Genomic DNA, 13,304 nt, shown 5'->3' with positions numbered 1-13,304 from the left:
AGGGGATTACTGTCCCAGGGATAAAAAAAATAAGAAGCTTGCTTTTTATGTAATGAAGGATTTCTATTCAGAGGGTCTAAGGCGATAATACTAAATTGACCCCTTGTTTGGCTTGACATTAAATAGAAAAAAGTGTATTATAAAAAAAATAAGGGGGTTAATTTTATGGATGTGAAAGCTGATTATATTGTTGTAAAAGCTCTTGAAGATGGTGTAACATTAATCGGTTTGACCCGCGGTAAAGAAACTAAATTTCATCATACAGAAAAGCTGGATAAGGGAGAAGTGTTGCTTGCTCAATTTACAGACCACACCTCTGCTATCAAGATAAGGGGCAAGGCGGAGATTATGACTAAAAATGGATCAATTGGCTCAGGAGATTAAACCAGGCAATTAAGGCTGGTTTTTCTTTTAACTAGAGGTGCTAGAACTGTCTGGATTATTATTTTATAATATTAGGAATGTGGGGGATTTATATGTGGCAGGTTATCTATATTACTAATGAGAAAGAGGCTAATTCAATTAAAGATAAATTAATTGAACAGGGTTTTTTAGTAAAATTAGAGGCAATGGATGATGGTACAATTCAAATCAAGGTTCCCCAGTCTGAAGCAGAAGAAGTCTACCAGATTCTTAGTGATACAATTTGAATGGTTTAATTTCTTTAATTTGAGGTGAAAGTGATGTTAAAGGATTTATTTGGCAAGTCAAAATATGTAACTGTTAAGTCAAGAGATAATCGTGATAAAAAAGAGGAGTCTTCTCCAGATAACCGCCTCTGGACTAAATGTAATGAATGTAAAGAAATAATCTTTAATAAAAAACTAGTTGAAAACCTGATGGTCTGCCCCAAGTGTGGTAAGCATTTCCGTTTGACTGCCAGGGATAGGCTGGCAATTACTGTTGATGAGGGCAGCTTTAAGGAGTTTGCTGAAGATATATATAGTAAAGACCCGCTTGATTTCCCTAACTATGTAGAGAAGATGGTCAGGGCAAAGATTAAAACAAATCTAAATGAAGCTGTAATTACTGGTGAAGCATTGATTGGCGGACATCAGATAGTAATTGCTATTATGGATTTTAATTTTATGGGGGGAAGTATGGGGTCGGTAGTTGGTGAAAAAATTACCCTGGCAATAGAGAAGGCTATTGAGAAGAAAAAGCCCTTAATAATCTTTAGTACAGCTGGAGGAGCCAGAATGCAGGAGGGCCTTCTTTCTTTGATGCAGATGGCTAAAACCAGTGCTGCTGTAAAAAAGATTCATCAGGCTGGGCTTTTATATGTCTGTGTAATGACTGACCCGACATCAGGTGGTGTTACTGCTAGTTTTGCCACCTTGGCTGACATAATTATTGCTGAAAAAGGGGCTTTAATAGCCTTTGCCGGGCCTCGTGTTATTAAACAGACTATTAGTGCAGACCTCCCAGAAGGATTTCAAAAGGCAGAATTTCTCCTGGAACATGGTATGGTAGATAGAGTGACTCCCCGTCATAAAATGCGTGATGAATTAAAAGCTATTTTAGAGATCCATCAATATAGTGGGGTGAATGAATATGCCCAATAATGTACTGGAATTTGAGAAACCACTAATTGAACTAGCGGAGAAAATTAAGGAATTACAATCGTTTATGGATGAAAAAGGTCTTGATCTCAGTGAAGAGGTTAAGCGTCTACGTGAGAGAGCAAAAAATTTGCGTTGTGAGATATATGCCAATTTAAATACCAAACAAATACTGCAGATTGCCAGACACCAGAATAGGCCTACAGCCCGCGATTATATTGAGTATATCTTTGATCAATTTATGGAATTACATGGTGACCGCAGATTTGGTGATGATAAAGCCTTAATTGGGGGTATAGGTTTAATAGCTGGAAAACCGTATACTTTCCTCGGTCACCAAAAGGGTAAGTCTACTAAAGAAAACCTGAGAAGAAATTTTGCAATGGCTCACCCTGAAGGATACCGCAAAGCCCTGAGGCTAATGAAACAGGCTGAAAAATTTGATAGACCCATTATAACAATGATAAATACACCAGGGGCCTATCCTGGGATAGGTGCTGAGGAAAGGGGTCAGGCTGAAGCTATCGCTACTAATCTGATGGAGATGTCCTCTATTAAAGTGCCTATTGTAGTTGTTGTGACAGGTGAAGGTGGTAGTGGTGGGGCATTAGGTATTGGTCTAGGGGACAGGATTTTAATGATGGAATATACTTATTATTCGGTTTCTTCGCCCGAGGCCTGTGCTGCTATTCTGTGGAAGGATGCCGAAAAGTCAGCTGAGGCTGCTGAAGCCTTGAAGATTACTGCTAATGCTTTAAGGGAGCTGCGTTTAATTGATAAAATTGTTACAGAACCAGTTGGTGGGGCACATAAAGACCCCAAGAAGGCTGCTCTGTTGCTTAAAAACGAGATTATTAGTAATATGAAAGAACTATCAGTACTAAGTAGAGATGAATTACTTGAACAACGCTATAAAAAATATAGGAATATGGGTGAATTCTCAAATAAGGAAACGATTGCATTACCTGAGGAAGTAAAGGAGGAAGCTAGATGAATAAGATAGGTGTTTTAACAAGTGGTGGGGATGCCCCTGGGATGAATGCAGCAATAAGGTCAGTTGTCAGGGTTGCCTTACATCATGGTCTTAATGTTGTTGGAATCAGGAGGGGATATGCTGGTTTAATTGACGGCGATTTCTATCAGATGAACCGGAGTTCGGTAAGTGATATTATACAACGAGGGGGGACTATCCTGCTTTCTGCCCGCTGTGAGGAGTTCAAAACCCCTGAGGGCCGCCAGAAGGCCCTACATAATATGCAGCAGGAGGGGATCGAAGCCCTGGTAGTAATTGGTGGTGATGGTTCATTAACTGGCGCACAAAAAATAGATAAAGAACTTGGCATTCCAGTAATTGGTATACCTGGGACTATTGATAATGACCTGGCCGGTACTGAGATAACTATCGGCTGTGATACCGCTATGAATACGGTTATTGATGCTATCAATAAGATCAGGGATACAGCTACTTCTCATGAACGTACTTTTGTTATAGAAACAATGGGCAGGAGGTGTGGTTTTCTGACAGTTATGACTGCCCTGGCTGGTGGAGCAGATGCTATTCTTATACCAGAGATGAATTATGATCTAGATGATATTTGTAATAAGCTGATAAAGCGCCAGGAAATGGGCAGATTACATAATATTGTACTGGTTGCTGAAGGGGTTGGTGAGGACTTTAAGACTAATCGTAATTTGGATGAGAGTCCAGCTTTTTTTATCAGTAGACTTATATCAGATAAAACAGGTCAGGAGACCAGGGTAATTATCCTGGGACACCTACAGAGGGGTGGTTCACCAACAGTTAGAGACAGGGTGCTTGCCAGCAGAATGGGTGCTAAGGCAGTGGAATTATTACTGGCAGGTGAATCTAATATAATGATTGGTATAGAAGGTAGAGAGCTGGTTTATCATAAAATTAGTGAAGTCTTAAGTACTAAAAAAGAAATAGATATGGGTTTATATGAGTTAGGAACGATTCTTTCCTAGTAAACAGCAGGGGTGATATGAAAATGCGCAAGACAAAAATAGTTTGTACACTGGGTCCAGCCAGTAGTACTAAAGAAATGATTGTTGAGCTGGTTAAGGCAGGGATGGATGTTGCCAGGCTTAATTTTTCACATGGTGATTATAATGAACATGGTCAACGCATTGAACTTGTGCATGAAGTAGTAAAGGAGACTGGTAAGATAATCCCTATTATGATGGATACTAAAGGACCAGAGATAAGGACAGGCTCAATGAGTGAGGGGCAAGTCAAGCTTGAAAGAGGCCGGGAAATTATCCTAACTACAGATGAAAAGTCTAACAGTAACAATACCAGTGTTTCTGTTTCCTATAATCATTTACCAGAGGATGTTAAAAAAGGCTCCAAGATCTTGATTGATGATGGCCTAATTGAACTAAAGGTGTTGGGCATAAATGATCATGAGATCAGGTGTGAGATTCTCAATGAAGGATTTTTAGGCAGCCATAAAGGTGTCAATCTACCTGGTATATCACTAAAACTCCCTGCCTTGACTGAGAAAGATAAAAATGATATTCGTTTTGGTATTGAAAATGGGGTAAGTTTTATTGCTGCTTCATTTGTCAGGAAGGCGCGGGATGTACTTGAGATACGCAAGTTATTAATTGAGGAAAAGGCTGAGGATATCTATATTATCTCTAAAATTGAGAACCAAGAGGGTGTAGATAATATAGATGAGATTATTGAGGTGTCTGATGGTATAATGATTGCAAGGGGAGACCTGGGTGTTGAGATACCGCCGGAAAAGGTTCCTTTAATCCAGAAGACGATAATCAACAAATGTAAGCAGGCTGCTAAACCGGTGATTACTGCCACCCAGATGTTGGATTCAATGATACGTAACCCCCGCCCAACCAGAGCAGAGGCCTCTGATGTGGCTAATGCAATTTTTGATGGGACAGATGCTATCATGCTCTCTGGGGAATCAGCTATAGGTGATTATCCAGTGGAAACAGTCAATACTATGGCCAATATAGCCCGGGAGATTGAGTTTTCTACTCATTATAGTGGAAAAATAAAGAGTTATGAGAATACCTCCTCTAAGACAGTAACTGAAGCTATAAGCTTAGCCTCGTGTAAAACAGCAATGGATTTGAATGCCCGGTGTATTATTACTGCAACCAGTTCTGGTTTTACGGCCCGAATGGTGTCCAAACACCGACCAATGCTACCTATTATAGCAGTTACACATAATGAGGCAGTAATAAGGTATTTAAAACTCTGCTGGGGTGTTTATCCACTCAAAGTACCGCAGAGTAAGACTACAGATGAAATGATTGATAATGCTATTACTACTATTTTAGGACATGGTTTAGTTGAAAAGGGTGATTTGGTTACTATTACTGCTGGTGTACCTGTTAGTATGTCTGGTACCACTAATCTGATTGAAGTACTGGTAATTTAGTAGTGTTTATAAGTAAAAGTTTTAATATTTTTATAATTCATTTTTTAGGAGGTATTTGTTTTTTTATCTTGAATAGTTATTATGTGATTGAGTTCTAAATATAATTTTAAGAAATAATTATACTTGGGGGTGGTTAGCAAAATTTAAAAAATTTACATATTTATAATCTAAAATAAAGATAATAGATTAAAAGAGGTAGATTTACTTAAGGAGGTATTTTTTTAATGGTAGAAAAGTATGTTTATTCTTTTGGTGGTGGAAAAGCTGATGGTAAAACTGAATTAAAGAATCTTCTCGGGGGGAAAGGTGCTAACCTGGCTGAGATGACAAACCTAGGGATTAATGTCCCCCCTGGCTTTACGATTACAACAAATGTGTGTACCCTTTATTATGAAAATAATGAGAATTATCCAGAGGGTCTGGATGAACAAGTTGAAGAGGCCCTGTCCAAGGTAGAGGGGTTGATGGGTAAGGAATTTGGGGATGTTAATGACCCCTTACTCTTTTCTGTTCGTTCTGGTGCCCGGGTTTCAATGCCTGGTATGATGGACACGGTTTTAAATCTTGGTCTTAATGATGAAACAGTACAGGGAGTAATCAAACAGACCAATAATGAAAGATTTGCCTATGACTCATACCGCCGTTTTGTGCAGATGTTTGGTAATGTTGTTTTAGGTATGGATGGTGCTGAGTTCGAAGAGATTCTAGAGAAAAAGAAAGAAAAACTTGGTGTTGATTATGATACAGAGATTCCAGCTGAGTCTTTAAAGGAACTGGTGGGTGAATTTAAGGCCCATATAAAAGAAACAACCGGGGAAGATTTCCCTGAAGAACCAAAAGCTCAGTTATGGGCAGCGATTGATGCTGTATTTGGTTCCTGGAACAATGAAAGGGCTATTAGTTACAGGAATATTAATGATATTCCACATCACTGGGGTACAGCAGTAAATGTGCAAACTATGGTTTATGGTAATATGGGTGAGAATTCTGGTACAGGTGTTGCTTTTACCCGTAACCCGTCAACCGGGGAAAACAAATACTGGGGTGAATACCTGAAAAATGCCCAGGGAGAAGACGTTGTTGCCGGTATTAGAACCCCTAAACCTATTGCCCAGTTAGAAGAAGAAATGCCTGAGATTTACAAACAACTGACTGACATTTTTGAAAAACTAGAGAAACACTATACTGATGTACAGGATGTTGAGTTTACTATCCAGGAAGGCGAACTTTTCATGCTGCAGACACGTACTGGCAAAAGAACTGCCAGGGCGGCTGTTAAAATTGCTGTTGACCTGGAAGAAGAGGGTTTGATTGATAAAAGGACAGCTGTAGGTAGGATAGAGCCGCAGAAACTTGATGAACTGCTCCACAGGAGGATTGATCCTGATGCAGAGCTTACAATACTGGCTAAAGGCCTTGATGCTTCACCAGGTGCGGCTGCAGGTAAAGTGGTTTTTGATTCTGATGAGGCTGCTGAACTGGGTAAGGCTGGTGAAAAGGTAGTACTGGTCAGGACTGAAACCTCACCTGAAGATATTCACGGTATGGCGGCAGCACAGGGTGTACTTACTTCACGTGGTGGTATGACCAGCCATGCTGCTGTTGTAGCACGTGGTATGGGTAAGCCTGCTGTTGCTGGTTGTGAGGATATTAAAGTTGACTATAGTGTAGAGAAATTTACTACCCCTGATGGTACAGTAGTTAAAAAGGGTGATTTTATTACAATTGATGGTGGTACTGGTAATGTATATCTGGGAGAAGTTCCTACTATCGACCCTGAGATGGATGAAAACTTTGAGAAACTGATGGGTTGGGCAGATGACTTCAGGACAATGCAGGTTAGAACCAATGCTGATACTCCAGAAGACGCAGAAGCCGCTGTTGATTTTGGTGCAGAAGGGATTGGTCTCTGCCGGACAGAGCACATGTTCTTTGATGAAGACCGTTTACCTATTGTTCAGGATATGATTCTTGCTGATAGTAAGGCGGCCAGGGAGTCTGCTCTGGAGAAATTGTTGCCAATGCAGAAGGGTGATTTTAAAGGTATCTTAAAAGCAATGGGTGAAAGACCAGTGACAATTAGACTGCTTGATCCCCCATTACATGAGTTCCTACCTGATCATGATGAATTATTGGTAGAAGTTACCAAATTAAAGGCCGGTGGTAAGGATGCCAGTGATAAAGAAGAATTATTAAAGACAATTGAGAATCTACACGAAATGAATCCAATGCTCGGCCACCGGGGCTGTCGTCTTGGGGTGACTTACCCAGAGATATATGAAATGCAAGCTAAGGCTATTATGGAAGCAGCCTGTGAATTAAAAGCAGATGGTCTTGATGTACATCCAGAGATTATGATTCCCCTTGTAGCACATATTAATGAATTTAAGTTAATGAAGGGGGTAGTTAAGAAAGCGGCTGATGCAGTAATAAAAGAAGCTGGGGTTGATTTATCATATACAATTGGTACTATGATTGAACTGCCCAGGGCTGCACTAACTGCTGATCAAATTGCTGAAGAAGCCGAGTTTTTCTCCTTTGGAACTAATGATCTTACCCAGACTACCTTTGGATTTAGTAGGGATGATGCTGAAGGTAAGTTCCTGGCACATTATCTTGATGAAGAAGTACTGGAAAAGAACCCCTTCCAGGTACTTGATCAGGATGGAGTAGGTCAGTTAGTTGAGATTGGTGTTAATAAAGGACGTTCAAGTAATCCTAATTTAAAGGTTGGTATTTGTGGTGAACATGGTGGTGAACCATCTTCTGTTAAGTTCTGCCATAGTGTAGGCCTTAACTATGTATCCTGTTCTCCTTTCAGGGTGCCGATTGCTCGCTTAGCTGCAGCTCAGGCAGAAGTTAATAATCCACATCAGTAGTATTATAAAAGATAACCCATATAGGGGAAATAATTCTCTGTATGGGTTTTTTGATGAACTAATAATATTTTATATATAAGGAAATTATTTATTTTATCTCAGTGAATTGCACTAAAACATCAGCTAAAACCCACGTATTTTTGTAGATTTTTTACTTGTAATTGAATTTAACAGATGATATAATTATCAGGAAATATGGACGTGAACAACTGAATTCTGAACATAAGCTCTAAATTTACATAATAATCATACAAAAAGGATATCTTTACCTTTTCTTGGCAAAAATTTTCTATATGTGATTTTTTTAATAATGTCTTTAACAAAACCTATATTTGTTATAGTGGTGATATAGGGGGGTGATTAGTTCATATAATGATAAGTCTGCTTTTAAAAAAAATTATTAACCATTTCTAAAATATGGGAAGGAGGTAATAAGTTAGCATATGGAGTTATTAATAACAACCCTTCAGGTTACCGTTATAGGAATGGGCATAGTATTCTTAGTTTTATTTCTCCTTTCTCTAATCTTACAGCTATTTGAATCTCTACTGTATAAAGAAGAGAAAGTTACTAAGCCTTCCCGCCCTGTAAGATCAAAGGTTAGAGTTCAAGAGGGTCAAGGGGGAGAAGATGAAACGGTTGCAGTAATAACTGCTGTTATGGCCAGTCTGTTAGAAGATAATGAATATGTTGCCAATATTAAAGCTATAAATTAGAGGCTGTTTAATTATTAAATGTAATTATGCTAGAAAGGGGTATTTCACTATGAAAAAGTTTAAAGTTACTATAAATAATAAAAGCTATGAAGTTGAAGTAGAAGAAATGGGTGCTGCTTCAGTAAGTACTACTACTCCAGCTGAGGAAAAAGTCGAAAAAACTACTGTTGAAAAACCTCAGGCTGTTCCTGGGGATGTAGAGGGAGAAGAAATATTAGCCCCACTACCAGGTACAATAAGTCTACAGGTTGCTGAAGGTGATACAGTAAGTGAAGGTGATACAATCTTTATATTAGAGGCAATGAAGATGGAAAATGAGATTGCTGCAACAGCCAGCGGCACAGTTAAGGCTATTTATGTTTCTGATGGAGACTCTGTTGATACAGGAGATGTACTAGCAGTAATTGGATAAAACAGTGATGAAGAGGGGGGAAAAGTCGTGATAGAAAGTCTTCTCAAATTTGGTGCTGAAACTGGCTTTGCAAACCTTACATTTAAAGAGTTTGTGATGATAATAATTGCCTGTGTTTTATTCTATCTGGCAATTAAAAAGAAATATGAACCACTACTCCTCTTACCGATAGGTTTTGGGGTACTGCTTGCCAATCTCCCATTAGCTGATTTGATGGAACCCGGTGGTTTGCTTTACTGGTTATATCAGGGGGTTAAACTGGGAATATATCCACCATTAATTTTTATGGGGGTTGGGGCTATGACCGATTTTGGTCCTTTAATTGCTAATCCTAAGAGTGTTTTATTGGGTGCGGCAGCCCAATTTGGTATTTATGTCACCTTTATTGGGGCTATCTTACTGGGATTCACTTTACAGGAGGCTGGCTCGATTGGGATTATTGGTGGTGCTGATGGTCCTACAGCTATCTTTCTGGCTACCAAATTAGCGCCGCATTTATTAGGCCCAATTGCTATAGCTGCTTATTCATATATGGCTTTAGTTCCGATTATTCAACCGCCTATTATGAGGGCCTTAACTACTAAAAAAGAGAGACAGGTTAAAATGGAACAGTTAAGACCTGTAAGTAAGCTTGAAAAGATTATTTTTCCTATAATTGTAACGGTTTTAACAATACTTTTGCTGCCTTCAGCAGCAGCATTAATTGGTGCGCTTATGTTTGGTAATTTAATGAGAGAATCTGGTGTTGTTGATAGGTTAACTAAAACTGCCCAGAATGAATTAACCAATATTGTTACTATCTTTTTGGGGCTAACAGTTGGTGCAACAGCTAATGCGGAAAGCTTTTTAAGCTTGAGTACTATTAAGATTATTGTCCTTGGTTTAATTGCTTTTTCCATTGGAACAGCTACTGGGACATTGTTTGGTAAATTAATGCACAAACTAAGTGGTGGTAAGGTGAATCCACTTATTGGAGCAGCAGGTGTTTCTGCAGTACCGATGGCTGCACGGGTTGCCCAAAAGGTTGGTAAGGAAGAAAACCCGAGCAATTTCTTGCTTATGCATGCTATGGGTCCAAATGTAGCCGGGGTTCTTGGTTCTGCCATAGCGGCAGGGACATTGTTATCATTACTTGGTTAGTCAAAAATAGTATACATGGTAAATGAAATAATAGAACTGTGCTTAGATAATTAAAAGGGAGTGAAAAAATGACCGCGAAGAAAAAAGTAGGTATAACTGAGACTATTTTCAGGGATGCCCATCAATCATTACTGGCAACACGAATGTCTACAGACGATATGTTACCTATTGCTGAAAAGGTAGATAAGGCGGGCTATCATTCTGTTGAGATGTGGGGTGGTGCTACCTTTGACAGTGCAATGAGATACCTCAATGAAGATCCCTGGGAAAGGTTAAAGAAATTAAAGGAAAAGATGCCCAATACCCCTTTCCAGATGCTCTTGAGAGGTCAAAATATTGTAGGTTATAAACATTACCCAGATGATTCTGTAAGGGAATTTGTCAGGTTGGCTATTAAAAATGGTATTGATATTTTCCGTATCTTTGATGCTTTAAATGATGTTAGGAATATGCAGGTTGCTATTGAAGCAACAAATGAATATGGCGGCCATGCCCAGGCAACTGTTGTTTATACTACCAGTCCTGTACATGATATTGAACATTATATTGAAACTGCTAAAGAATTAAAAAAAGTAGGGGCGGATTCAATCTGTCTTAAAGATATGGCTGGTCTATTAAAACCATATGAAGCTACAGAACTTATTGGTTCACTGAAAGAGGCTGTTGATATACCTATTCAGCTGCACACCCATTATACCAGTGGTCTAGCTTCAATGACCTATCTTAAGGCTGTTGAAGCTGGTGTTGATGTTATTGATACTGCTCTGTCTACCCTGGCTCTCGGCACATCACAACCTGCTACAGAAACAATGGTTGCTACCTTTGCCGGGACAGATTATGATACTGGTATTGATATGGAATATGTGTCTGAATTGAATAGATATTTTAAAGATATCAGGGATAAACTAAAAGAGAATATGGCTCCTAAAGATGTTGACCCTGAGGTATTAATTTATCAGGTTCCAGGTGGGATGTTATCTAATATGAGGAGCCAGATGAAAAAGATGAATATGCTTGATAGATTAGAAGAAACCCTCTTAGAGGTACCAAAGGTTCGTGAAGACCTGGGTTATCCGCCACTTGTTACACCGATGAGCCAAATTGTTGGGACACAGGCTGTTTTTAATGTAGCGACAGGTGAAAGATATAAAGTAGTCAGTAAAGAAGTTAAGAAGTACCTACAGGGTGGTTATGGTAAGGCACCAGGTAAAATTGATGATGACTTCAGGGCAAAAATTATTGGTAAGGATGCTGAAGTTATTACTCATCGCCCGGCTGATGACCTTGAACCTATTATGGAGAAGGCTACTAAAGAGGTCAAGGAAAAGGGATATTATACCAAAGAAGAAGATGTCCTATCATATATTATCTTCCCTGCTGTAGCAGAAGAATTTTTCAAAAATAGAGGATAGTATTAGACCAGAAGCTAGTAGAAAAGAAGTATAAATAAATAAGAATAAAAAAACTTCAAAAGGAGTGGGTTTTTTAATATGTCAACTATTGAATATTTTGAAACAAAGGATATTATCTCAAGGATAAGGACTACTGTTGAGACAGCATTCTATGGTAATAATGTGGAGAAATTATTAACACCTGCTGAGGCATATAAGAAGGCTAAAAACAGCCCTGGTACTATTGAGACAGGTATGCCGATCTATAAACCAGAAGAAATAGGTTTACCACAGGATGCTAATATATTATTATTTAATGATGGTGCTGTTAAAGGTCGTTGTGCTGCTGCCCGTAGAATCGTAGGAGAACCTGAAGTAGATCTTGAGGATTATGCTGCTAAAATCAGGGAAGCTGTTTATGATACACGCTATCGCAAGATGTACCACTGCCAGGCCTATGTCGGTTTAGATAAAGACTTTATGATCAAAGCACACCTGTTAATGCCTGAAAACCATGAAAATATTGCTTACTCCTGGTTGTTAAACTTCCAGTATATTAATGAACTTTATAATAAAATGTATAAGGAATCCCAAAAATTACCTAATGAGGGTGATATCTATATCTTCTCAGACCCTGACTGGACACACCCTGATCATCCCTTGGGATTAACTTTTTTTGACCCGGAACATAATGTAGCTGCTTTACTGGGTATGCGTTATTTTGGTGAACATAAGAAGGGTACACTTACACTGGGTTGGGGTACTGCTAATAGACACAACTTTGCCTGCTGTCATGGTGGATTAAAGAGATATAATCTCAATGATAACAGCAAATATGTTGTTGCCGTATTTGGTCTTTCTGGTTCTGGAAAATCAACTATCACCCATGCTAAACATGGTGGTAAATATGATGTAACAATTCTACATGATGATGCCTTTATTATTAATGTTGATGATGGTTCATCTGTTGCCTTAGAGCCTTCATACTTTGATAAGACCCAGGATTATCCGATGGGTGATGAAGATAATAAATACATCTTAACTGCCCAGAATACTGGAGCAACCGTTGATGAAGATGGCAATGTAGTACTGGTAACAGAGGATATCCGTAATGGTAATGGACGTGCTGTAAAATCTGTTTTATGGTCTCCTAACCGGGTAAATAAGATTGATGAAAAGGCTGATGCTGTATTCTGGTTAATGAAAGACCCAACATTACCACCTGTTTTAAAATTAAATGGAACTTCTCTGGCTTCTGCAATGGGTGCAACCCTGGCTACCAAAAGGACATCTGCTGAAAGACTGGCAGAGGGTGTGGATCCTAATGCCTTAGTTGTTGAACCATATGCTAATCCCTTTAGAACCTATCCATTAGAACAGGATTATAATAAGTTCAAAGCCCTGTTTGATACTGGTATTGAGTGTTATATTTTAAATACTGGAGCCTTTATGGGTAAAGATATTACACCTCCAGTTACCCTGGGTGTAATTGAATCTATAATTGAAGGTAAAGCAGAGTTTAAACAGTGGGAAAATTTCTCTGACATTGAAATCATGGAGATAGATGGGTATGTACCAGATTTCAGTGATACAGACTATAAAAAGCAGTTTACGGCCAGAATGAACGACAGGATTGAATATATTAAGGGTAGAGAAACTGAAAGGGGCGGTTTTGACAAACTGCCGGCTGATGCCCTGAAAGCTATCCAAAAGGTTGTCGAAGAGATATAAAAAAGCTATATAAAGTAGCTAGACAAAAAGTTAACCCCCTTGAAT

General features: G+C 38.9%; 12 protein-coding genes. All 12 read left to right on the top strand.

The window, feature by feature from the left end:
* The first annotated feature begins 165 nt into the window (after positions 1–165).
* The 12 genes from mtrB (at position 166) to GM661_RS13915 (ending at position 13,259) form a co-directional block, all read left to right on the top strand.
* Positions 166–384, top strand: coding sequence for a trp RNA-binding attenuation protein MtrB (gene mtrB / locus GM661_RS13970; RefSeq protein WP_125991266.1), 219 nt, complete (start codon positions 166–168; stop codon positions 382–384).
* 92 nt (positions 385–476) lie between these two features.
* A complete protein-coding gene (locus tag GM661_RS13965; protein WP_164522338.1) occupies positions 477–650 on the top strand; it encodes a hypothetical protein in 174 nt (57 codons plus the stop codon).
* Between the two features lie 33 nt (positions 651–683).
* The gene (gene accD / locus GM661_RS13960) at positions 684–1,565 is read left to right on the top strand and encodes an acetyl-CoA carboxylase, carboxyltransferase subunit beta (protein WP_230867387.1); all 882 of its coding nucleotides are present in this window, start codon (positions 684–686) and stop codon (positions 1,563–1,565) included.
* Positions 1,555–2,556 carry an acetyl-CoA carboxylase carboxyltransferase subunit alpha gene (locus GM661_RS13955; protein WP_230867386.1) on the top strand — a complete coding sequence of 334 codons (1,002 nt, stop codon included), beginning with the start codon at positions 1,555–1,557 and terminating at the stop codon, positions 2,554–2,556. Before accD ends, GM661_RS13955 begins: the two co-directional genes overlap by 11 nt.
* Positions 2,553–3,548, top strand: a complete 996-nt coding sequence (gene pfkA, locus GM661_RS13950) for a 6-phosphofructokinase (protein ID WP_125991263.1) — start codon at positions 2,553–2,555, stop codon at positions 3,546–3,548. Before GM661_RS13955 ends, pfkA begins: the two co-directional genes overlap by 4 nt.
* Positions 3,549–3,571: 23 nt before the next feature.
* A complete protein-coding gene (pyk, locus tag GM661_RS13945; RefSeq protein WP_230867385.1) occupies positions 3,572–4,990 on the top strand; it encodes a pyruvate kinase in 1,419 nt (472 codons plus the stop codon).
* 224 nt (positions 4,991–5,214) lie between these two features.
* A complete protein-coding gene (gene ppdK, locus GM661_RS13940) occupies positions 5,215–7,869 on the top strand; it encodes a pyruvate, phosphate dikinase (RefSeq protein ID WP_230867384.1) in 2,655 nt (884 codons plus the stop codon).
* 443 nt (positions 7,870–8,312) lie between these two features.
* Positions 8,313–8,585, top strand: a complete 273-nt coding sequence (locus GM661_RS13935; RefSeq protein WP_125991260.1) for an OadG family transporter subunit — start codon at positions 8,313–8,315, stop codon at positions 8,583–8,585.
* 49 nt (positions 8,586–8,634) lie between these two features.
* Positions 8,635–8,997, top strand: a complete 363-nt coding sequence (locus GM661_RS13930; RefSeq protein ID WP_230867383.1) for a biotin/lipoyl-containing protein — start codon at positions 8,635–8,637, stop codon at positions 8,995–8,997.
* Between the two features lie 30 nt (positions 8,998–9,027).
* A complete protein-coding gene (locus GM661_RS13925; RefSeq protein WP_407929674.1) occupies positions 9,028–10,137 on the top strand; it encodes a sodium ion-translocating decarboxylase subunit beta in 1,110 nt (369 codons plus the stop codon).
* A gap of 68 nt (positions 10,138–10,205) precedes the next feature.
* Entirely contained in the window at positions 10,206–11,549 is a 1,344-nt protein-coding gene (locus GM661_RS13920) for a pyruvate carboxylase subunit B (RefSeq protein ID WP_125991257.1), read from the top strand.
* Positions 11,550–11,627: 78 nt separating this feature from the next.
* Positions 11,628–13,259 (top strand): phosphoenolpyruvate carboxykinase (ATP), encoded by a 1,632-nt coding sequence (locus GM661_RS13915; protein WP_230867381.1) that lies wholly within the window; start codon positions 11,628–11,630, stop codon positions 13,257–13,259.
* The last annotated feature ends 45 nt before the right edge of the window (positions 13,260–13,304 follow it).

This window comes from Iocasia fonsfrigidae (assembly GCF_017751145.1).
In the GTDB taxonomy this organism is placed as follows: domain Bacteria; phylum Bacillota; class Halanaerobiia; order Halanaerobiales; family DTU029; genus Iocasia; species Iocasia fonsfrigidae.
Note: the sequence above shows the minus strand (reverse complement) of the source record. Positions and strands in the feature narration are given on the sequence as shown.